The 20,791-nt window shown below is 71.9% G+C and carries 18 protein-coding genes and 1 pseudogene; 5 read left to right on the top strand and 14 right to left on the bottom strand.

All coding sequences use genetic code 11. From position 1 onward, the window contains the following. Positions 1–391, bottom strand: a pseudogene (locus tag LW587_RS24220) (GNAT family N-acetyltransferase); the annotation flags it as partial. Between the two features lie 224 nt (positions 392–615). Here LW587_RS24220 and zapE point away from each other — a divergent pair. Further along, positions 616–1,833, top strand: a complete 1,218-nt coding sequence (zapE, locus tag LW587_RS09495) for a cell division protein ZapE (RefSeq protein WP_232629342.1) — start codon at positions 616–618, stop codon at positions 1,831–1,833. 7 nt (positions 1,834–1,840) lie between these two features. Here zapE and LW587_RS09490 read toward each other — a convergent pair whose 3' ends face one another. From LW587_RS09490 to LW587_RS09470, 5 genes are all read right to left on the bottom strand, one after another. Then, positions 1,841–2,740, bottom strand: coding sequence for a thioesterase domain-containing protein (locus tag LW587_RS09490; protein ID WP_232629341.1), 900 nt, complete (start codon positions 2,738–2,740; stop codon positions 1,841–1,843). 141 nt (positions 2,741–2,881) lie between these two features. Beyond that, the gene (locus tag LW587_RS09485; RefSeq protein WP_232629340.1) at positions 2,882–3,628 is read right to left on the bottom strand and encodes a YebC/PmpR family DNA-binding transcriptional regulator; all 747 of its coding nucleotides are present in this window, start codon (positions 3,626–3,628) and stop codon (positions 2,882–2,884) included. A 213-nt stretch (positions 3,629–3,841) separates the two neighbouring features. After that, a complete protein-coding gene (locus LW587_RS09480) occupies positions 3,842–4,543 on the bottom strand; it encodes a L,D-transpeptidase (RefSeq protein WP_442919110.1) in 702 nt (233 codons plus the stop codon). Positions 4,544–4,781: 238 nt separating this feature from the next. Beyond that, positions 4,782–6,083 (bottom strand): thermonuclease family protein, encoded by a 1,302-nt coding sequence (locus tag LW587_RS09475; protein ID WP_232629339.1) that lies wholly within the window; start codon positions 6,081–6,083, stop codon positions 4,782–4,784. A gap of 95 nt (positions 6,084–6,178) precedes the next feature. Continuing rightward, positions 6,179–7,027 (bottom strand): hypothetical protein, encoded by an 849-nt coding sequence (locus LW587_RS09470; RefSeq protein ID WP_232629338.1) that lies wholly within the window; start codon positions 7,025–7,027, stop codon positions 6,179–6,181. Between the two features lie 439 nt (positions 7,028–7,466). Here LW587_RS09470 and LW587_RS09465 point away from each other — a divergent pair, with 439 nt between their 5' ends. Further along, positions 7,467–8,411 (top strand): lipid kinase, encoded by a 945-nt coding sequence (locus tag LW587_RS09465; protein WP_232629337.1) that lies wholly within the window; start codon positions 7,467–7,469, stop codon positions 8,409–8,411. A gap of 14 nt (positions 8,412–8,425) precedes the next feature. Further along, complete coding sequence (locus tag LW587_RS09460) at positions 8,426–9,166, top strand: TerC family protein (RefSeq protein WP_232629336.1); 741 nt, start codon at positions 8,426–8,428, stop codon at positions 9,164–9,166. Positions 9,167–9,208: 42 nt separating this feature from the next. Here the strand turns inward: LW587_RS09460 and fhuF are convergent, their stop codons facing one another. The 6 genes from fhuF to LW587_RS09430 form a co-directional block, all read right to left on the bottom strand. Then, the gene (fhuF, locus tag LW587_RS09455) at positions 9,209–9,928 is read right to left on the bottom strand and encodes a siderophore-iron reductase FhuF (protein ID WP_232629335.1); all 720 of its coding nucleotides are present in this window, start codon (positions 9,926–9,928) and stop codon (positions 9,209–9,211) included. Between the two features lie 121 nt (positions 9,929–10,049). Continuing rightward, entirely contained in the window at positions 10,050–10,919 is an 870-nt protein-coding gene (locus LW587_RS09450; protein ID WP_232629334.1) for an acid phosphatase, read from the bottom strand. Positions 10,920–11,069: 150 nt separating this feature from the next. Continuing rightward, positions 11,070–11,942: an alpha/beta fold hydrolase gene (locus LW587_RS09445; RefSeq protein ID WP_232629333.1), complete on the bottom strand. Its 873-nt coding sequence runs from the start codon at positions 11,940–11,942 to the stop codon at positions 11,070–11,072. After that, positions 11,942–12,784 carry a 2,3,4,5-tetrahydropyridine-2,6-dicarboxylate N-succinyltransferase gene (dapD, locus tag LW587_RS09440; protein WP_232629332.1) on the bottom strand — a complete coding sequence of 281 codons (843 nt, stop codon included), beginning with the start codon at positions 12,782–12,784 and terminating at the stop codon, positions 11,942–11,944. The genes LW587_RS09445 and dapD overlap by 1 nt, the downstream gene beginning before the upstream one ends. A gap of 79 nt (positions 12,785–12,863) precedes the next feature. Beyond that, a complete protein-coding gene (locus LW587_RS09435; RefSeq protein WP_232629331.1) occupies positions 12,864–13,331 on the bottom strand; it encodes a cyclic nucleotide-binding domain-containing protein in 468 nt (155 codons plus the stop codon). A gap of 110 nt (positions 13,332–13,441) precedes the next feature. Continuing rightward, positions 13,442–14,128 (bottom strand): response regulator transcription factor, encoded by a 687-nt coding sequence (locus tag LW587_RS09430; protein WP_232629330.1) that lies wholly within the window; start codon positions 14,126–14,128, stop codon positions 13,442–13,444. A 286-nt stretch (positions 14,129–14,414) separates the two neighbouring features. On the opposite strand from LW587_RS09430, the gene LW587_RS09425 reads away from it, so the two are divergent. Both LW587_RS09425 and rlmN read left to right on the top strand, forming a co-directional pair. Next, positions 14,415–15,032: a L,D-transpeptidase family protein gene (locus LW587_RS09425; RefSeq protein ID WP_232629329.1), complete on the top strand. Its 618-nt coding sequence runs from the start codon at positions 14,415–14,417 to the stop codon at positions 15,030–15,032. A 73-nt stretch (positions 15,033–15,105) separates the two neighbouring features. Beyond that, positions 15,106–16,383 carry a 23S rRNA (adenine(2503)-C(2))-methyltransferase RlmN gene (gene rlmN / locus LW587_RS09420; protein WP_232629328.1) on the top strand — a complete coding sequence of 426 codons (1,278 nt, stop codon included), beginning with the start codon at positions 15,106–15,108 and terminating at the stop codon, positions 16,381–16,383. Between the two features lie 294 nt (positions 16,384–16,677). Here rlmN and LW587_RS09415 read toward each other — a convergent pair whose 3' ends face one another. Continuing rightward, entirely contained in the window at positions 16,678–16,890 is a 213-nt protein-coding gene (locus LW587_RS09415; RefSeq protein WP_232629327.1) for a hypothetical protein, read from the bottom strand. A 137-nt stretch (positions 16,891–17,027) separates the two neighbouring features. Then, positions 17,028–20,780 (bottom strand): methionine synthase, encoded by a 3,753-nt coding sequence (metH, locus tag LW587_RS09410; RefSeq protein ID WP_232629326.1) that lies wholly within the window; start codon positions 20,778–20,780, stop codon positions 17,028–17,030. Between the last annotated feature and the right edge of the window lie 11 nt (positions 20,781–20,791).

Below are 20,791 nucleotides of genomic sequence, written 5' to 3'. Positions count from 1 at the left end.
GCGCGGCCTCGGCGAGCCGCCGCAGCAGCATCCCGCCGAGGCCGCGGCGCCGGAAGCCCCGCTCGACCGCCAGGGCGGCTTCCGCCCGGAGGCCGAGCCCGCCGAGACGGCCGGCGGGCCCGAGCGGGCGCAACTCGCCGAGCCCCCTCAGCCGCCCGTCGGCGAAGGCGCCGAACATAAGCCCCGCGGCGATGACCGCGCGCTCGGCGTAAGCGGCGGCGGCGCGATCGCCGACCGCGGCCATGAAGCGGCTCGCCCGGGTCTCGGGATCGAGGCGGAGAAAATAGGCCCGCACCATCGCGGCATCGCTCGGCCAGAGCCGGCGGCAGGTCGCGCTGTCCCGAGGCAAGCGGGGCGCGGGTGGGTTCGGGAGACAGTCCGGTTGCGACATCGGAGGCGACTTCTCGCTGCAGCTTCGGCCGGCGCACCCCCTCCCTCCGGCGCGGCCCAGTCCCAATCTGGAACGACCCGACTTGTGCTGCAATGCAGCAAAGTGCCGGATCGGCGAGCGCGGCCGCATGGCTGGCCTGCGCCGGTCATGCGGCTTGATCCGGGGGGAGCGGCGCGGCACTAGGGGTCCATCGGCCGTTCGCGGTCGCGCACGAACCCGGCCCCATGTCCCCGGACAAGCTCGCCCCCTCCGACCATGCCCGCGCCGGCGCGGTCTCGCCCGGCCTGGTCCGCGAGCGCTACGACGCCCTGGTCGCTTCGGGCGCGATCGAGCGCGATCCCGCGCAGCTGCGCCTCGTCGCGGCCCTCGACCGGCTGGTGCAGGATCTGGAGCGCCGCCGCCGCGCGAGGAAGGGCAGCGCGCTGGGCTGGCTGTTCGGGCGCAAGGACGAGGGCGCCGCCCCGCCCAAGGGGCTCTACATCTGGGGCTCGGTCGGCCGCGGCAAGACCATGCTGATGGACCTGTTCCACGAGGCGGCGCCGGGGCCGAAGCGGCGGGTCCACTTCCACGGCTTCATGGCCGACGCGCATGAGCGCATCCACGCCCATCGGCAGGCGGTGAAGAGCGGGGCGGCCAAGGGCGACGATCCGATCCCGCCGGTCGCCGAGGCGCTGGCGGCGGACGCCTCGCTCCTCTGCTTCGACGAGTTCACGGTGACCGATATCGCCGACGCGATGCTGCTCGGACGCCTGTTCGGCGCCCTGTTCCGGCACGGGGTGACCGTGGTGGCGACCTCCAATGTCGAGCCCAGCCGGCTCTACGAGGGCGGGCTCAACCGCGCCCTGTTCCTGCCCTTCGTGGCGGAGCTGACGGAGCGGGTCACGGTGCTGCGCCTCGATTCCCGCACCGATTTCCGCCTGGAGAAGCTCGGCGGCGCCTCGGTCTACCACGTGCCGGCCGATGCGGAGGCCGCGACCGCCCTCGACGCGGCGTTCAAGGCGCTCACCGGCAAGGCGACGGGGAGCCCGAGCGAGATCCGGGTCAAGGGCCGCGCCGTCGCAGTGCCGGAGGAGGCCGGGGGCGTCGCCCGCTTCGCCTTCGACGATCTGTGCCGCAGGCCGCTCGGCGCCTCCGACTACATGGCGCTCGCCGTCACCTTCCACACGCTGATCGTCTCGGGCATTCCGATCATGGGCGAGGCGGAGCGCAACGAGGCCAAGCGCTTCATCACCCTCATCGACACGCTCTACGATGCGCGGGTGAAGCTCGTCGCCTCGGCGCAGGCCGAGCCGCCGGGGCTCTACACCGCCACCGACGGGCGCGAGGCCTTCGAGTTCGAGCGCACCGTCTCGCGCCTGATCGAGATGCGCTCGGAAGAGTACCTCGCCCAGCCGCACGGCCACGGCCTGTCGGATTCGAGCGCCGGCCTCGTCGAGACCTGAGGAGGCCTCAGGCCGATGCCTCGGCCTCCACCCTCGCCTCGGCCGTCTCGTCCGCCAGGAACGCCGCCACCGCCCGCGAGAATTGCGGCGTGCGCAGGTAGCCGTAGGACTTGTGCGGGTTCGTGCCGCCGCGCGGGCGCCGATAGGCGTTGATGACCCGGTGCTCGACCGGGCGCACGCCCGCCGCGTTCGGCCCGTAGGCCTCGTCCAGGGCGGCGCCGACGGTCGCCACGTCGTCGCGGTCGCTGAGATTGGTCCAGCGCGCCACCGCCGCCGGCACGCGCAGGCCGCCATGCTCCTGGTCGATCCGGTGCTTGACCTCGGCGAGGCCCAGCGGCGCCCCCATGGTGACGAGATGGAGCCTGCGCGGCGGGGCCCCGTCCGCCTCCAGGAGCCGCAGCACGTCGTAGGCGATCAGCGAGCCCATCGAGTGGGCGGCCAGCAGCAGCGGCCGCCCGGCATGCTGCGCCAGCGCCGCGCGCAGCCGCTCGCGGGCGGCGTCGCGGAAGGCGGCGTCCTTGTAGTAGCCCCACAGGTCGTCGAGCCGGTACTCGATGAACACGTCGTCGACGAGGAGCCGGCCGGACTTCTCCTGCAGCCATTCGAGGACGCGGTAGACCCGGTCGGTCAGGGTCGGCCCCGGTGGCGGCCCGGCCTCCGGACTCGGGAACGGCCCCCGGCCGCGGGCGGGATAATAGGGCTCGCGGTTGCGCCCGGCCGTGACCGGCTCCCCGTAGCGCAGGTCCGCCCAGTAGACGAAATCGAAGCGCAGGCGCTCGCTCGGGTCATGGCCGAGATTGCGCGCGAGCCCCTCCCGGATCGCCGCCTCCCACCACTTCTGCTTCTCGTCCCGGGGCGGCTTGTTGGCGAGGCCGTGGATGCCGAGAATGACGGGGCGGTCCTGCATCGGGCGAGGCGACGGGGTTCGAGCGCGCCGGAACGTGGCGGCCACCAGTAGATAGCGCGCAAGCGGGTGCGCGCCCGCGCGACAAAAGGGCTGGGTCTTTTCGCCCGCCGCGGTGCGGCGGGGCGCCCCGCCGCGCGGCGGCTACGCGCCCATCTTCTCCATGAGCGCGTCGGAGAGGGCGAAGTTGACGTAGACGTTCTGCACGTCGTCCTGGTCCTCGATCACCTCGACGAGGCGGACCAGCTTCTCTCCGGTCTCGTCATCGACGTCGATGCTGTTCTGGGCCTTCCAGATCAGGCCGGTGCGGCGCGGCTCGCCGAAGCGGGCCTCCAGCGCCTTCGAGACCTCGCCATAGGCGTCCTGGGCGCAGGTGACCTCGTGGCCGTCCGAATCCGAGCGCACGTCGTCGGCGCCGGCCTCGATCGCGGCCTCCAGCATCGCGTCGGCGTCGGCGACCTCGGGGGGGAAGGCGATGACGCCGACCCGGTCGAACAGGAAGGCCACCGCCCCGGTCTCGGCGAGGCTGCCGCCGGACTTGGTGAAGGCCGAGCGCACGTCGCTGGCGGTGCGGTTGCGGTTGTCGGTCTGCGCCTCGACGATGAGGGCCGCGCCGCCGGGGCCGTAGCCCTCGTAGCGGATCTCCTCGTAGTTCTCCCCGTCGCCCCCGGTCGCCTTCTTGATGGCGCGCTCGATGTTGTCCTTGGGCATGTTCTCGGCCCGGGCCGCCAGCACGGCGGCGCGCAGGCGCGGGTTCATCGCCGGGTCGGGCGTGCCGAGCTTGGCCGCCACCGTGATCTCGCGGGCGAGCTTGCTGAACAGCTTCGAGCGGACCGCGTCGACACGGCCCTTGCGGTGCATGATGTTCTTGAACTGGGAATGCCCGGCCATGGCGGGACCTGTCTCTCGTTCGGCCCGGGCGGAGGGCTCCCGGCGGGCGGGATCCTCGACGCTTCGGGGTGGGATGTGTCGGGAGCGCCGCTTATAGGCCGCCGCGCCGGCCCGACGCAAACGCGGGGGCGGCGATGACGGGCTTCGACGTCTCTCGGATGTCGTCGGGCCCCGTCGCCCAGGAACCACGGTCGTTGGTTCGGGGCCGCGGCCCTACGCAGGCAGAACGACCACCTTCGTCTTCACCGGCGTGCGCGCGTAGAGATGAATCATGTCCTGGCTGAGCAGGCCGACGCAGCCGCTGGTGATGCCCGAGCCGATCGATTCGGGCTCGCTGCTGGCATAGATCGTGTAGAGCGTGTAGGCGCCGTTCTGGTACAGGTGCAGGGTGCGGGCGCCGAGCGGGTTCTCGAGTCCGCCGGGCATGCCGCGGGCATATTGGGCGACCTCGGGCTGGCGCTTGATCATCTCCCTGGGCGGCGTCCAGGTCGCCCATTCGGACTTGCGCCCGACATAGGCGTCGCCGCTCCACAGGAACCCGTCACGCCCGACATTGGCGCCGTAGCGGATCGCGGCCCCGTCGCCCTCGATGCGGTAGACGTAGTAGTTGCGGGGATCGACGACGATCGTGCCCGGCGCTTCCTTGGTCTCGTAGCGGACCGTCCGGCGGTAGTATTTCGGATCGACCTTCTTGATGTCGACCGCCGGGATCGCGAACTTTTCGTCCGGCATCGGCCCGTAGATCTGCGCCGCCTCGGCGAAGGTCGTGCCGTCGGAGGTCACGCAGCCGCCCAGGCCCCAGGCGCCGAGACCGGCGGCCGAGCCTGCCAGGAACGACCGGCGGTTGAGGCGCGGCACCCGGAGCCCGATCCCGTCCCCACCGCCGAACGCGGCGCCCTCAGCGTCCATGGTCATGATTCTGGACTTTCCGTGTCCCGCGGGCCGATACGGGAGGGCTCCCGCCAATCTTCGGCGAAATTACGGCCAAGCTGACATTTCCGCGTCCCGGCGCGATCGGCCGGCGCGGCGGCGAGGGTCGGCGGGCCTCTCCGGTCGGTCGGAGCAGGTGTGGTGCGCCCCGGGTGTCGGCCCGCGAGGGGCGGCCGGCGCAGAGTTCGCGGGACTCCCTGGACCCGCGATCCGGTACGACTTCCTAGCGCTTCCACACCCCGAGCCGCTCGCTGCGGGCGTGGTCCTCCGCGGCGGCGAGTTCGGGCGTCGCCTCCGCCGAGGCGCGCCCGCCGCCGTTGAACAGGACGACCTCGGACAGGTCGCGCCCCTCCACGGTGCAGATATGGGCGCTGCTGCCCGGCGCCGGCTGGCAGGTCACCTCGCGCCCGCGCAGGTATTTCGCGAGTTCGTCGGCCTGTCCGCCGCGCACCCATTCCACGCCGAACAGCCGCACGACCTTGCCGGCCACCCGCAGGGTCGCGGTGTCGATCACCTCGGCGACGCCCGCGGGGGTGTTCGCGGCGCGGGGCGCCTCGGCCGCCGGCGGGTCCGCCGCGGGCGGCATCCGGGGTGTCTCGGCGGGGGCCGGCTCCTGGGCGGGGGGCCGTTCCTGGGCGGGGGACGGATCCCGGCTCTCCTGCGGCGGGGTTCGGGTCTCGGCGACCGGGGGCGTCTCCCGGCCCGTCGCGGCGGGTTCGCCGCCCTCGCGCCCGGTCAGGACGATGGCGGCCACGAGGCCCGCGCCCGCCACGGCGCCGAGCCCCATCAGGAGAACCGGCCGGTGGCCGCCCGCGGCGAGGCCGTCCTCGACGCGGTCGCGCAGGCGCAGCGCGTTCTCACGGGGCTGGAGGCGGCCGGACAGCGCCGTCCAGGTCCGGTCGAGCCGGCTGCGGAGACCCTCGGTCACCGGCGGGGGCGTGGCCGAATCCGGGAGGTCGCTCGCGGCGGGCTCGAAGGCCACCGGGGCGGGGCGCGGCCGGGCCCGGAGGCGCGTGGCGAGCCGGTGGCGCCATCCCTCGACCGTCTCGCTCGCCGCGTTGGCCAGGGCCCGGCTGCGCTCGGCCGAGGTGGAGGCGAGGGAGCGGGCGAGCGCCGATTGGGTCTCGACGAAGCGTGCGCCCGCGGCCCGCACGTCGGCGATGGTGTCGCGATGGGGCTCCGGCGGCTCGGGGACCGGGGGCGGCGGCTCAAACAGGGCGGGATGCTGGCCGCTCAATTCCTCGATCAGCTCGTGCAGCGCCAGGGGCACACCGGCGCCCTCGCCGCGCAGGCGCACGGTGCCCGCACGGTCGACGATGCGGTAGCCCGGCAGGCCCTCGGCGGGTTCGACGAACCCCTCGGCGATCAAGGCCAGCGTCCGGCGCGCCACCGGCCGCACCCGGCGCCGGTCGAGCTCGGCCAGGATGAGGGCGCGGATGCGGCGGTCGTCCTCGGAGACCGGCGCCTCGGGCGGGGGCGCGGCGGCCTCCTTGCTCCGGCCTGCGGCCTTTGCCGATCCCTTCACGCGCGGGTCACTCCGTCTCACACGCCGATGCCGGTCCCGCGGGGGGACGAACCGCACTCCTTCAACATCATCGGCGCGCGCGCAAGCCAGGGGCCTCAGGCGCCACCCGGGCCCCCCGCCGAGGCGGTCAGCGACCCTCGGCGCAGGACGCGGCTCGATTCGGCGACGATGACCGGCCGCCCGCCGGCGAAGCTCACCGTCAGCACCAGTTCGGCGAGGCCCTGGGAGCGGGTGCCGCGGCCCGGGCTCGCGGCGGTGAAGGTGTGGACGATGCGCACGAGGCAGGTCGCGCTGCCGGCGTCGCACCCGACCCGCGGCTCGCCCTGCGGCTCGTAGCTCCGCTCGGGCCAGCGCCGCACGAAGCGCCGCTTCTCCGCCATCAGCGCGGACAGCGACATCGTGCGGCCGTGGAAGCGGATCCGCTCCCCGTAGAAGCGGGGTGCCGCCGCGACCATCCCCTCACCCGGGCTCGACACGCTGTCGAGATAGGCCACGCTCATGCGCTGCGCGGTGCCGGCCCATTCGGGAAAGCGCGGATCGGGCTCGGCCCGTGCCTGGCCCTGGGACGGCAGCGGCGGGGCGACGGCGGGGCGATGCGCGCGGAGTGCCGCCTCGCGGGCCGCCTGCCGCCGGGCCTGCCGCAGCTCGCCCGCCCGCCGGGTGCCGCGGGCGGCCCTTCGGGTCTCGTCCCGGGTCTCCTCCGCGGTCTTCTCCGACGCCGCGGCGCGGGTGTCGAAGCGCGGCCGGGACCGCGCCTCGCGCGCGGCGGGGGCCGGTGTCTCGGGGCGCGCCGCCGGGGGCAGCTCGGCTGTCTCCGGGGCCGGCTTGCTCGGCTCGGCGGGCTTGGCCGGTGGATCGACCCAGCCTGCCCCCTGCTGGGCGACGGCCGGCAGCGTCAGAGCCAGAAGGGCCGAAAGGGCGGTCGAGACGAGAAGAGGCCGCATGGCATCACCGATCGGGCGGGGCGCGTCCTTCGTGAAACGCATGCGGCCACGCCGAGGGTTCCATTCCGCCGTGAACCGCGCGGGCCCTTATCCTCTTCCACGTCCTCTTGCCCGCCCTCTTGCCCGCCCTCTTCCCCGTCTTCTTGCCCGTGCCCTCTCCCCTTGCCCTCCCGGCGGAAGGGCCCACCTTGAGCATGCGCTCTCCGCGGTCTCGTCCGCCGCCCCGCCTCGGGGCAGGGTTCGATGGAACCATTCTCCCGGTGAGCGCGTCGAGCGGGTCCGGGCCCCTCTGACGGTCGAGGCGTCGACCGTGATGTCGGATCTACCACGGCTCTGCGCCGGGCCTTGCGCTGACGCTGCGCGAACGCGTGCGAGGATTCGTGAGAGGGCTACTTCCCCCGGAGGCGCCGACCGTCCCGTCCTGTCCCGGAGCGACCCATTGAGCGCTCCTGGCGATTTGAGCACCCCTGGCGGCGCCCGGCGGCGCGCCCTGTTCCTCGCCAACGCCAAGGCCCGCAACGGCGGGTCGTCGCTGGACGCGATCCGCACCATCCTGCGCGAGGGCGGGCTCGATCTCGTCGAGCCCGAGAGCAACCCCGATTGCCACGACACCATCGTGCGCCATGCGGGCGCCGTCGATCTGGTGGTGCTGGGCGGCGGCGACGGCACCATGAACGCGGCGGCCTCCGCCCTCGTGGAGACGCGGCTGCCCTTCGGCATCCTGCCGCTCGGCACCGCCAACGACCTCGCCCGCTCGCTCGGATTGCCGCTCGAACCGGAGGCGGCGGCCCATGTCATCCCGACCGCGCCGGAAAAGGCGATCGATCTCGGCTGGGTCAACGGGCACCACTATTTCAACGTCGCGAGCATCGGCTTCTCCGCCGACCTCGCGGCGGAACTCACGGCGGAGGCCAAGAAGAAGTGGGGCACGGTGGGCTACGCCATCGCGGCCTTCCGCCTCCTGCGGCGCGCCCGCCCCTTCACGGTGACGATCGAGCACGACGGCACGATCGAGAAGGTCACCACCATCCAGGCCTCGGTCGGCAACGGCCGCCACTACGGCGGCGGCATGACCGTGCAGGAGGACGCCACCGTCGACGACGGCAAGCTCGACTTCTACAGCCTGGAGGTCGAGCACTGGTGGCGGCTGATCGCGCTGCTGCCGGCCCTGCGCCGCGGCACCCACGGCCAGGCCGAGGACGTGCGCGCCTTCGAGACGACGGAGCTCAAGCTCTCCACCCGGCGGCCGCGGGCGGTGAACACCGACGGCGAGCTGACCACCTGGACGCCCGCGCATTTCAAGGTGATCCCCAAGGCCGTGCGCGTGCTGGCCCCGCCCCTCGATGCGGGCGGCCTGCGAATCCCCCTTCCCTTCAAGCTCTGAGCCGGACGACCAACGTGGACAGCCTCCTTCAGCTCGCCGCCGACCCGACCGCCTGGGCGGCGCTCGCCACCCTCGTCGTCATGGAGGTGGTGCTCGGGATCGACAATCTGATCTTCATCTCGATCATCACCAACAAGCTGCCCGCCGATCAGCAGAGCCGAGCCCGGCGCATCGGCATCGGCCTCGCCCTGATCCTGCGCCTCGCCCTCCTCGGCACGGTCGCCTGGATCGTCCACCTGACGGAGCCGGTCTTCGAGGTGTTCGGCAAGGGCATCTCCTGGCGCGACATGATCCTGATCGCCGGCGGCCTGTTCCTGCTCTGGAAGGCCACCAAGGAGATCCATCACAGCGTCGATCCGAACCCGGAGGAGAAGGCGGGCGGCCAGGCCGGCCTCACCTTCACCTCGGCGATCGGCCAGATCCTGATCCTCGACCTCGTCTTCTCGATCGACTCGATCATCACGGCCGTCGGCATGACGGAGCACGTGCCGATCATGGTGATTGCGGTCGTCACCGCCGTGACCGTGATGCTGCTGGCCGCCGACCCGCTCTCGCGCTTCATCGCCGCCAACCCCACCGTGGTGATGCTGGCGCTGGGCTTCCTCATCATGATCGGCATGACGCTGATCGCCGAGGGGTTCGGCGCGCATGTGCCCAAGGGCTACATCTACACCGCCATGGCCTTCTCGGCGGGCGTGGAGGGGCTCAACATGCTGGCCCGGCGGCGCAAGCGCCGAAAGGCCGGGACGGCCTGACGACAGGGTCCTGACGACAGGGCGGCGGCCTCCGGGCCGCCCTCAACGATCCGAGGCCGGGGCCGGCGCGCGCAGCAGCGGGCAGATGCCGGGGCAGTGCGGGAACCCCGGCAGGGCGTGGCGCAGGCAGCAGACCCGGCGGCGGGGGGCCTCGTGTCCGGCGAGTGCGTCGGACCGCATCAGCGTGAGCGCGGCGCAGGCCTCCTGGGGCCAGCGCAGGGCTTCCAGCGCCGCCCTCGCCTCGCCGGCCCGCTCCGGGCACTCGCGGGCGAGGGTGTCGAGCGTCCAGAACAGGTGGCCGCCCGCATTCTCCCACAGGAGCCGGGCCGAGAGCCCGGTCCCGGCCCGCAGGAGCCGCACCGCGGGCGCGACGCAGGCGTCGAGCAATCGCTCGACCTGATCCGGCAGAGGCGCGGCCTGTGGCGGTTCGGGCGCGAGATGGATCGCGGCGGGCAGGCCGGTCACGGGATCGAGGCGCAGCCGCTCCGGCGTCAGCGCCCGCCCGAGCCGCGCCCCCGCGGCGAGGGACGGCGCCACGAGCCCGGCGAAGAGGTAGGCGCTCCACAGCGAGGCCGCCGCCCGCCGCTCGCCGCCCGGATGCGCCTCCGCGAAGCGCGCGATCCCCGCCGCGAGGGCGCCGGACCCCGCGAGCTCCGCCAGCGTCCCGGCGGCCGGATCGGAATCGAGCCGCAGCCGGCCGGCATGCGGGGCGAAGCCGCCGGTCAGCGCGTCGTCGAGGACGGTCTGGGTGAGCGGGCGCAAGCGGAGGGGCTCCTCACGGCGGCGCACAGGGCCGCCGGCCGGAGAAGCCTTTAAGACCGAACCCGTGTCCCGAAAAGCCGGCCCCTCCGCCCCGGGGCCCCCGCGGCGACCGGCCGCCGGCTCAGAGCAGCGGCTGGCGGGCGGCGGCGTCTTCGCGGGCGCAGATCGCCGGATCGGGCTTGGTGCCGCCCGTGGTCAGGGCGCGCTTCAGATCGGCCCGGGCGCGCTCCAGGTCGGCACGGAAGCCGGTATCGGCCAGGAGCACCGCGACCACCGCGGAGGCGCCGGTGCGGGCGGCGACCACGTCGCTCATCCAGTGGACGCCGCAGACCACCCGGCTCTCGCCGTAGAGCCGGCCGCGCACGAGGAACTGCGTCGCCTTCTCGGGCAACAGGTTGGCCATGATCAGGCCGTAGGCCCAGCCCTGGCCGGCATGGCCCGAGGGGTAGCTGTAGCTGTTGGCGAGTTCGGGCGAGCGCGCGACGCAGATCGGCGCGTCGTTGCCGACGAAGGGCCGCAGGCGGCGGTAGCGCCGCTTGGCCTCGCGGGTGGCGCGGGCGATGTCGAGGCGGGCCCGGTCGAGAAGCCGCATCAGGTCGGGCACGCGGGTCTGGTCGATGCGCTGGCCGAGCACGCAGGCGAAATCCTCCAGCAGCGCCGCGCCGCCCTCGGCCACGTCGTTGGTGGCGAGGTCCCAGCGCGCGGTGCCCTGGTAGGCGCGGGTCGCGTTGAAGGCCGCCCGGTCGGCCGCCTCCGCCACCGAGTGGCCGCCCGGGGGCGGCGGCAGGATCGCGACGAGGCTCGGCGCGGCGGCCTCGCTCAGATAGGCTTTCGGCGCGGTCACGGCCGAGCCGAGCCGGTCCTGCTCGATCGAGGGCGCGGCCTTGTCCGGGGCGGAGGCCGCCGGCGGGACCGTTTCGGTCTGGGCGGCGACGGGCGCGGCGAGCAGGACGATCAGGACGGTGGCGAGGCGGGCCGGCGGACGGAACATCGGACGAATGCTTTCAGGAATCGAACGCCGTAACAGGCCGGGTCTGTCTAGGAGGGACATGCGACAGACGCGTCACAGTCCGGCAAGCCCCTGTGGGCTGACACCTTTTCGGTGATGTCGCGCGCCCGGGAGGCGCCCGATCCCGGCCGATCAGGTGCGGATCGCGGCGGCGACCTCCCGCGGGAACTCTTCGTGCGGGCTCAGGGCTCCGGGGATGGGGCGGGCTTCGACGCCGCCCGAAGCGACCAGAGCGTCCATCTCGGCCCCCGAGCGCCGCGGCGCCCGCTCCGGCCGCAGCACCCGCACCGGCGGAAGATCCGTGCCGAACAGGGCCAGGAACTCTTCGCGCGTGCCGACCGGGTCGAGCCCGCCGGTCACGAAGGCGGCGGTGCCGAAGCGCCCGTTGCGCTGGCGGGTGATCCGGTGCTTGGCCCGGACCAGGTCCGGCGTGACGTGCCCGGGCTCCGCGTAGACATGGGCCCGCAGCATCCGGGCGATCACCGGCGGGCTGATGTTGAGGCGGTAGAGCGCCTCGCCGAGGACCGGCATCTCCACCGCCCGGCGGATGCGTCCGAACCAATGCGCCCGCTCCGGCCCCATCGCGGTCGGCAGCGGCCCGCGCCAGGTCGGCGCCACCAGCACCAGCCGCCCGAAGGCGTGCGGGTGGCGGCGCGCGGCCGCCGCGAGATAGGGGGCGGCGTGGCCCGCCGCGACCGCCAGCGCGTAGGGCCCCGGCGCGGCGGCGAGCAGCGCGTCGAGGAAGGCGTGGACGGTCGCGGGCGTGAGCGGCAGCCGGGTGCGGGCCTGGGCGCCGAAGCCCGGCCAGTCCGGCACGAGGCAGCGATGGCTCTCCGCGAGTTCGCGGGCGAGGGGCCGCATCTCCTCGCGCGCGGAGATCGAGGAGAGCGCCGGCAGCAGCAGCGCCGCCGGTCCCGCGCCGACCTCGCTGCACGGGGTCGGAACCAGCTGCCCGGCGACGGTGAGCTCGAGGAGGCGGGTGGTGAGGGGCGCCGTCGCGCCCATCAGGTCCGCAGCAGCTCGTTGATGCCGGTCTTGGCGCGGGTGCCGGCGTCGACGCGCTTGACGATCACGGCGCAGTACAGGCCGGGGCCGGGGGTGCCGTCCGGCAGGGGCTTGCCGGGGGTCGTGCCCGAGACGACGACCGAATAGGGCGGCACGCGTCCGAAGAAGGTCTCGCCGGTGGTGCGGTCGATGATGCGGGTCGAGGCGCCGATATAGACGCCCATCGACAGCACCGAGCCCTCGCCGACGATGACGCCCTCGGCGACCTCGGCGCGGGCGCCGACGAAGCAATTGTCCTCGATGATGACCGGGTTGGCCTGGAGCGGCTCCAGCACGCCGGCGATCCCGGCCCCGCCCGAGATGTGGCAGTTCTTCCCGACCTGGGCGCAGGAGCCGATCGTCACCCAAGTGTCGACCATGGTGCCCTCGCCGACATGGGCGCCGAGGTTGATGAAGCTCGGCATCAGCACCGCGCCGGGGGCGATGTAGGAGCCGCGGCGCACGAAGCAGCCCGGCACGGCGCGGAATCCGCCCGCGCGGAACTCGGCCTCGCCCCAGCCGGCAAACTTCGAGGGCACCTTGTCCCACCACGGCGCGGCGCCGGGCCCGCCCTCGATCGGCACCATGTCGTTGAGGCGGAACGAGAGCAGCACCGCCTTCTTGAGCCACTGGTTCACCTGCCACGTGTCACCCACCTTCTCGGCGACGCGGGCCCGCCCGGAATCGAGGAGGTTGAGCGCCTCGTCCACCGCCTCGCGGACGGGGCCCGCGGTCGTGGTCGAGACGGCGGCGCGCTCGTCCCAGGCGGCTTCGATGGTCTTTTCGAGATCAGCGTAGGACATCGTCGGTGTTCCGGGCGGTTCGGGCGCCGAGTGTCGGGCGCGAGAGATCGGCTGTGCTTACAAAAGCCGCTCCGGCCTGTCACCGTTCGCGTGGCGTGATCCGTGCGATCCGCTCGCCGACCGCCGCGAGACCTTCGACGAGATCGCGCAACTCGCCGGCGATGCCGGCATGGATGGCGGCGGCCACATCGGGAAACTCGCGCAGCACGCGGCTCATCACGGAGGGCGGCAGGCGCATCACCTCGGACGGCTCGACGGCGCGGGCATCGGTCGGCCGTTCCACCGGGCCGAACAGGGCGTTGCGCCCGATCAGTCCGGAGCGGGAGACGGTGACGGGGGCGATGCCGGGGCGGCGGGACTCGAGGGCGATCGTGCCGGCCATCACGACGTAGCCGCCGTCGGAGGCCGCGCCGCGGGCAAACAGCAGTTCGCCCGCCTCCAGCCGGCGCCGGTCCCCGGCAAAGCTCAGGAGGCGCAGGGCGTCGCGCTCGAACAGCTCGAACACCGGGGCGGCGGCGAGGATCGCCATGTCGTCGTCGAGCCCCAACGCCTGTCTCGCCCCTCGGCCGCACCGCTCCCGGCACGGCAACGCTTAGCCGATCTGGTGCGGGCGCGCGATACGCGGGCCCGATCCAGGGCGGCCGGCCCCGTGCCGCGTCAGGGCAGCAGCTTGTAGCCCCCGCCCTCGGTGACGAGGATCGCGGCCGTGGCCGGGTTCGGCTCGATCTTCTGGCGCAGGCGGTAGATGTGGGTTTCCAGCGTGTGGGTGGTGACGTGGGCGTTGTAGCCCCACACCTCGGCGAGCAGCGTGTCGCGCCCCACCACCTCGCGCCCGGCCCGATAGAGATAGCGCAGGATCGCGGTCTCCTTCTCGGTGAGCTTCAGCTTGGAGCCGCGCTCGCCGACCAGGAGCTTGGCGCCCGGGCGGAAGGTGTAGGGGCCGATGCGGAACACCGCGTCCTCGCTGGCCTCGTGCTGGCGCAGCTGCACCCGGATGCGCGCGAGCAGCACGGCGAACTTGAACGGCTTGACCACGTAGTCGTTGGCGCCCGCCTCCAGGCCCTCCACCATGTCGTCGTCGGATTCCTGGGCGGTCAGCACGATGATCGGACCGCGATAGCCGTTGCGGCGCATGACCCGCACGGCCTCGCGCCCGTCCATGTCCGGCAGGCCGACATCCATCACGACGAGATCGACCCGCTCCTCCGCCACGCGGGCGAGCGCGGCCGTGGCGTTGGCCTCGCCGATGACGGTGAACTCCTCGTAGGCATCGATCTGCTCCGTCAACGCCTCGCGCAGGGCGTCGTCGTCGTCGCAGACGAGGAGACAATAGGGGTTGGACATCGACAACGTGACTTTCGACAGGCTCTTCCGGTGACCCGAGGTCGAGCGCCTCAGGCAAGCGACGAGGACAGTGTCATGACGCAGGACCGCACCGGATCATCGGCCCATCCGTCCACCGCAAGCGGCGCTCGCACAGCCCCGCCTCGAGCCGAACCTAGTTCGATTCCGGCTCCCGAACATCCTGGTTACCGCTTTATGCAGAATTTTCGCCATGTTCGGGCGCCTGTTGCCGGGCTCCGACTGTCGGATCAGCGGCCGACGAACAGAGATACAGGATGAATGCGCAATGAACCGCATCGAGGAGGAGGGCCGGACGACCCGGCGGCCCGCCGCGCTCGGCCTGCTGCGGGTGCATCCCCTGCCGACGGATCCGACGAAGGGGCGGCTCGTCGCCGGCCCGATCGTGCTGCCCTGCGCCCTCGGCCGCGCCGGGGTGCGGGCGGACAAGCGCGAGGGTGACGGCGCCTCGCCCCGGGGGGTGTTTCGCCTGCGCGGCGGCTATTACCGGCCCGACCGCTTCCCCGTGCGACCGGAAAGCCCCCTGCCGCTGCGGGCGATCCGGCCCGACGACGGCTGGTGCGACGCGGCCGGCGACCGCCGCTACAACCGCCCCGTCCGCCTGCCGAGCCCGACCCGCGCCGAGACGCTCTGGCGCGCGGACGGCCTCTACGACCTCGTGCTCGACCTCGACTACAACCGCGGGCCGATCCGTCCGTGCCGCGGCTCGGCGATCTTCCTGCACGTCGCCCGCTCGGGGTTCCGGCCGACCGAGGGCTGCGTGGCGCTCCGACCCGACGACCTGCGCCGCCTGCTGCGGCGGCTCGGACCGGGCACGCGGATCGCGATCGGCTCCGTGACGGCGCGGCCCCTGCGTCCGGGCCGGCGTCCCCGGACCGGCGCCTGAGCGCGCCGCGCATTCGCGTTCGCGGACGAAGTCGCCTATATGAGAGCGGTTCCAGTTCCTTAAGGTCACTGCCATGGCGACGGCGTCGTTCGATACCGCCCGGCGCGAGGCGCGCGCCGTTTCCCCGATCGAGAAGGCCCCCGAGGTCACGGCCCTCTCCGCCCCGCCCGGGCGCAAGCGCTCGCTCGTCGGCCTCACCCGGGCCGACCTGAAACAGGCGCTCCTCGACATCGGCGTGGCCGAGCGCGAGACGCGGATGCGCGTCGGCCAGATCTGGCACTGGGTCTATGTGCGCGGTGCGCGCGACTTTTCGGAAATGACCAATGTCGGCAAGGGGCTGAAGGCGCAGCTCGCGGACGCCTTCAGCCTGGACCGGCCCGAGATCGTCACCGAGCAGGTCTCCCGCGACGGCACCCGCAAATGGCTCCTGCGCATGGCGCCGACCGGCGCGCACGACCACAACCGCGGCGCCGAGATCGAGTGCGTCTACATCCCCGGCGACGACCGCGGCACGCTCTGCGTCTCGTCCCAGGTCGGCTGCACGCTGACCTGCTCGTTCTGCCATACCGGGACCCAGCGCCTCGTGCGCAACCTCTCGACCGCCGAGATCGTCGCCCAGGTCGTGGTGGCCCGCGACGCGCTGGGCGACTTCGCCGGGCAGATGCCGAGCAAGGACGGCGGCGAGGTCGGGCGCCTCGTGACCAACATCGTCTTCATGGGCATGGGCGAGCCGCTCTACAATCTCGACGCCGTGATCGACGCCGTCGCCGTGATGGCCGACCCGGAGGGGCTCGCCCTCTCGCGCCGCCGCATCACGGTTTCGACCTCCGGGGTCGTGCCGCAGATCGCGCGGCTCGGCGAGGAGGCGAACGCCATGCTGGCGATCTCGCTGCACGCGGTGCGTGACACCTTGCGCGACGAGCTGGTGCCGCTGAACCGCAAATATCCGATCGCGCAGCTGCTCGAGGCCTGCCGGACCTATCCGGGCGTCAGCAACGCGCGCCGCATCACCTTCGAATACGTGATGCTGAAGGGCGTCAACGATTCGGACGCCGATGCCCGCGCCCTGGTGCGGCTCCTCAAGGGGATTCCGGCCAAGATCAACCTGATCCCGTTCAATCCCTGGCCCGGCTCGAAATACGAGTGCTCGGACTGGGAGCGGATCGACCGCTTCTCGGAGATCGTGTTCAACGCTGGCTACGCCTCGCCGGTGCGCACCCCGCGCGGCCGCGACATCCTGGCGGCCTGCGGCCAGCTCAAGAGCGAGACGGAGAAACTGCGCGCCCGCGCCCGGATGATGCTCGAAGACGGGATGGGCGCGGAAGGGTTTTACGCCGGCGGCGAGGATTGAGGGGCTCGACCCTACCGTCCCGCCCTTGTCCTCACCTGAGATGCGCCGCTGCGCTGCCCATCCGAGAGGGCCTCGAAGGCGCAAGGATCGGCCTGCGCTGCGCGACGACGTCCCAAACAACGTGAAGATTGGCATCGTCATTCCGGGGCGCTGATAAGCGAACCCGGAAACCACCCGTGATGCGGAGCCGGAGCATGGCGTCGAGGCCCGTCGTCGAGGCCCGTCATGGATTCCGGGTTCCGCGGCGCGGCCCCGGAATGACGGCCGGGGAGCCCGGCCGCATCCCCCAAAGAATCAGAAGCCGCGATTGGCGATCGAGGGCAGCGAGGGCTGCGTGTAGGCGCGGTTCACGTCCTTGCGGGACTGGGTGCCGTTGGTGTCGGCCGAGCTGCGGTAGTTGCTGGTGTCGAAGGACTGCGACAGGCCGGAATTGCCGGAGCCCGCGCTGTTGCAGGCGGACAGACCGCAGGCGAGGACGGCGGCGAGGACGAGGAGCGTGGGACGCATCGGGTCTTCCCTGGATGGGGCGGAAGCGTCGCCGCTCCGGCCGGTCAGACGGCGTGCCCCGCGAGCCCGTCCCTCGGCAAGGGCAAAAAGCCGGCGCGGGGGCGATCCCGCGCCGGGTGTGACTTCTTCGGCGTGTCTTATTCGGCGGCGGCCTTGAGGTATCGGGCCGGATCGTAATTGAGGATCGGCCCGAGCCAGCGCTCGACCTGCCCGATCTCCATGCCCTTGCGCAGGGCATAATCCTCGACCTGATCGCGCTCGATCTTGGCGACGCCGAAATAATGCGCCTGCGGATGGGCGAGATAGATCCCCGACACCGACGAGCCCGGCCACATGGCGTAGGATTCGGTGAGCTTCACCCCGATCCGGCTTTCCGCCTTGAGGAGATCGAACAGCGGCACCTTCTCGGTATGGTCGGGCTGGGCCGGATAGCCCGGCGCCGGGCGAATGCCGTCGTACTTCTCCGCGACCAGCTCGTCGGGCGCGTAGGTCTCGCCCGGCGCGTAGCCCCAGAACTCCTTGCGGACGCGCTCGTGCATCCGCTCGGCGAAAGCCTCGGCGATGCGGTCGGCCAGCGCCTTGACGAGGATCGAGCGGTAATCGTCGTTGGCCCGCTCGAACCGCTCGGCAATCCGCACCTCCTCCAGCCCCGCCGTCACCACGAAGCCACCGACATAATCGGCGATGCCGGTCTCGGCGGGCGCCACGAAGTCGGAGAGGCAGGTGTTGGGGCGCCCGTCGCGCTTCGACAGCTGCTGGCGCAGGCCGTGGAAGGTCGCGAGCGTCTCCTGCCGGCTCTCGCCGGTGTAGAGGCGGATGTCGTCGCCGACGCTGTTGGCCGGCCAGAAGCCGATCACCGCCTTCGGGTTGAACCAGCGCTCCTCCACGATCTGCTTGAGCATGATCTGCGCGTCCTCGAACAGGGCGCGGGCGGCCGGGCCCTGTTCGGGATCGTCGAGGATCGCGGGGTAGCGGCCCTTGAACTCGTAGGTCTGCAGGAACGGCGTCCAGTCGATGTAGGGGACGAGGTCGGCCACCTCGTAGGAACCGTAGACGCGGGTGCCGGTGAAGCTCGGGCGTTGGGGGGCGTAGCCCGACCAGTCGACCTTGAAGGCGTTGGCCCGGGCTTTCGCCAGCGGCAGGCGCTGCTTGTCGAGTTCCGAGCGGGCATGGGCGTCGGCGACCTTGCGGTACTCGCCGCGGACCCGCTCGATGGTGGCCCCGCGGGTCTCCTGCGAGAGCAGGCTGGAGACGACGCCGACCGCCCGGCTGGCATCGGTGACGTAGACCGCCTGGCCCTTCGCGTAGGCCGGGTGGATCTTCACCGCCGTGTGGACGCGGCTCGTCGTGGCGCCGCCGATCAGGAGCGGCATCTCCATGCCCTCGCGCTCCATCTCGGCCGCGACATGCACCATCTCGTCGAGCGAGGGCGTGATCAGCCCGGACAGGCCGATGATGTCGACGTTCTCGCGCTTGGCCGTCTCGAGGATCTTGGCGGCCGGCACCATCACGCCGAGATCGATGATCTCGTAGTTGTTGCAGGCCAGAACCACGCCGACGATGTTCTTGCCGATGTCGTGGACGTCGCCCTTCACGGTCGCCATCAGGACCTTGCCGGCCGCCTGACGCTGGCCGGTGCCGCCATTGGCGCGCTTCTCCTCCTCCATGAAGGGCTCGAGATAGGCGACCGCCTGCTTCATCACCCGGGCCGACTTCACGACCTGGGGCAGGAACATCTTTCCGGCGCCGAACAGGTCGCCGACCACGTTCATGCCGGCCATCAGCGGGCCCTCGATGACGTGGAGCGGGCGCTCGGCCTCTTTGCGCGCCTCCTCGGTGTCGGCGACGATGTACTCGGTGATGCCGTTGACGAGCGCGTGCTCGATGCGCTTCGCGACCGGGGCCTCGCGCCAGGAGAGGTCGGCGGTCCGGGCCTGGGCCGAGGCGCCGGTCTTGAAGCGCTCGGCGGCCTCCAGGAGGCGCTCGGTCGAATCCTCGCGCCGGTTGAGGACGACGTCCTCGCACAGGTCGCGCAGCTCCGCCGGGATCTCGTCGTAGACCGCGAGCTGCCCCGCATTGACGATGCCCATGTCCATGCCGGCCGTGATGCAGTGGAACAGGAACACCGCATGCATCGCCTCGCGCACCGGCTCGTTGCCGCGGAAGGCGAAGGACAGGTTCGAGACGCCGCCCGAGATATGGGCGTGGGGCAGTGTTTTCCGAATTGTCCGCGTGGCCTCGATGAAGGCGACGCCGTAGGGGTTGTGCTCCTCGATGCCGGTGGCGACGGCGAAGATGTTCGGATCGAAGATGATGTCTTCCGGCGGGAAGCCGACCTCTTCGGTGAGGATCCGATAGGCCTTGGTGCAGATCTCGACCTTGCGCTCGTAGGAATCCGCCTGCCCCTGTTCGTCGAAGGCCATGACGACGACCGCCGCGCCGTAGGAGCGGCAGACACGCGCGGCCTCGATGAACTTGTCCTCGCCCTCCTTCATGGAGATCGAGTTCACGATCGGCTTGCCCTGGATGCATTTCAGGCCGGCCTCGATCACCTCGAACTTCGAGGAATCGACCATCACCGGCACCCGGGCGATGTCGGGCTCGGCGGCGACGAGGTTCAGGAACTCGACCATGGCCTTCTGGCTGTCGAGCAGGCCCTCGTCCATGTTGACGTCGATGACCTGGGCGCCGGCCGCGACCTGATCGCGGGCCACGTCGAGGGCCGCGGCGTAGTCGCCGTTGGTGATGAGCTTACGGAATTTGGCCGAGCCGGTGACGTTGGTGCGCTCGCCCACGTTCACGAACGGAATTTCCTTCGTCAGCACGAAGGGCTCGAGGCCCGACAGCCGCATCAGGCGCGGGATTTCCGGGACTTTTCGCGGTGTCTTGTCGGCGACCGCTTCGGCGATGGCGCGGATGTGGTCCGGGGTGGTGCCGCAGCAGCCGCCGACCATGTTGACGAGGCCGGATTCGGCGAACTCGCCGACGAGCTTGCCCATCGCCTCCGGGCTCTCGTCGTAGAGGCCGAACTCGTTGGGCAGGCCGGCATTCGGATAGGCGCAGACCAGCGTGTCGCAGATCCGCGACAGCTCGGCGATGTGGCCGCGCATCTCCCGCGCCCCGAGGGCGCAGTTGAGGCCGAAGGTCAGCGGGCTCGAATGGCGCAGCGAGTTCCAGAACGCCCCCGGGGTCTGGCCCGAGAGGGTGCGGCCGGAGAGATCCGTGATGGTGCCCGAGATCTGGATCGGCAGATGGATGCCGGTCTCCTCGAACACGGCCCAAGCGGCGGCGATCGCCGCCTTGGCGTTGAGCGTGTCGAAGATCGTCTCGATCAGGATCAGTTCGGCGCCGCCGTCGATGAGGCCGCGCACCTGCTCGACATAGGCTTGGCGGACTTGGTCGAAGGTGACGGCGCGGTAGCCGGGATTGTTGACGTCCGGCGAGATCGACAGCGTGCGGTTGGTCGGGCCGATGGCGCCGGCCACGAACCGGCGGCGGCCGTCCTGTTCTTCCGCGAGTTTCGCCGCCTCGCGGGCCAGCCGCGCGCCCTCGGCGTTCAGCTCGTGGATGATCGATTCCATGCCGTAATCGGCCTGGGCGATCGTGGTGCCGGAAAACGTGTTGGTCTCAGCGACGTCGGCACCGGCGAGGAAGTAGTCGAGGTGGATCTGCCGGATCGCGTCGGGCTGCGTCAGGATCAGGAGGTCGTTGTTGCCGCGCTGGTCATGCCCGTGGTCCTTGAAGCGCGCGCCCCGAAAGTCCTCTTCCGTGAACTTCAGGCGCTGGATCACCGTGCCCATCGCCCCGTCGAGGACGAGGATTTTCTCCGCCGCGCGCTGGCGCAGCGCGCGCTCGATCTCGGTGCCGTCGACGGGGGGGAAGGGGGTCATCGGGTCTCTCG

It is taken from the genome of Methylobacterium sp. Leaf118, from assembly GCF_920984675.1.
Lineage (GTDB): Bacteria > Pseudomonadota > Alphaproteobacteria > Rhizobiales > Beijerinckiaceae > Methylobacterium.
The sequence above is the reverse complement of the archived record's forward strand: the minus strand, read 5'-3'. Positions and strand labels throughout refer to the sequence as shown.

Excerpts from the sequence above, each read along its gene's own strand:
- LW587_RS09425 (WP_232629329.1), top strand. The coding sequence starts at position 14,415 with ATGAACCGCATCGAGGAGGAGGGCCGGACGACCCGGCGGCCCGCCGCG.
- LW587_RS09490 (WP_232629341.1), bottom strand. The coding sequence starts at position 2,740 with ATGCAGGACCGCCCCGTCATTCTCGGCATCCACGGCCTCGCCAACAAG.
- zapE (WP_232629342.1), top strand. The coding sequence starts at position 616 with ATGTCCCCGGACAAGCTCGCCCCCTCCGACCATGCCCGCGCCGGCGCG.
- LW587_RS09415 (WP_232629327.1), bottom strand. The coding sequence starts at position 16,890 with ATGCGTCCCACGCTCCTCGTCCTCGCCGCCGTCCTCGCCTGCGGTCTG.
- metH (WP_232629326.1), bottom strand. The coding sequence starts at position 20,780 with ATGACCCCCTTCCCCCCCGTCGACGGCACCGAGATCGAGCGCGCGCTG.
- LW587_RS09470 (WP_232629338.1), bottom strand. The coding sequence starts at position 7,027 with ATGCGGCCTCTTCTCGTCTCGACCGCCCTTTCGGCCCTTCTGGCTCTG.
- dapD (WP_232629332.1), bottom strand. The coding sequence starts at position 12,784 with ATGTCCTACGCTGATCTCGAAAAGACCATCGAAGCCGCCTGGGACGAG.
- LW587_RS09485 (WP_232629340.1), bottom strand. The coding sequence starts at position 3,628 with ATGGCCGGGCATTCCCAGTTCAAGAACATCATGCACCGCAAGGGCCGT.
- LW587_RS09450 (WP_232629334.1), bottom strand. The coding sequence starts at position 10,919 with ATGTTCCGTCCGCCGGCCCGCCTCGCCACCGTCCTGATCGTCCTGCTC.
- rlmN (WP_232629328.1), top strand. The coding sequence starts at position 15,106 with ATGGCGACGGCGTCGTTCGATACCGCCCGGCGCGAGGCGCGCGCCGTT.
- LW587_RS09480 (WP_442919110.1), bottom strand. The coding sequence starts at position 4,543 with ATGACCATGGACGCTGAGGGCGCCGCGTTCGGCGGTGGGGACGGGATC.
- LW587_RS09445 (WP_232629333.1), bottom strand. The coding sequence starts at position 11,942 with ATGGGCGCGACGGCGCCCCTCACCACCCGCCTCCTCGAGCTCACCGTC.
- LW587_RS09430 (WP_232629330.1), bottom strand. The coding sequence starts at position 14,128 with ATGTCCAACCCCTATTGTCTCCTCGTCTGCGACGACGACGACGCCCTG.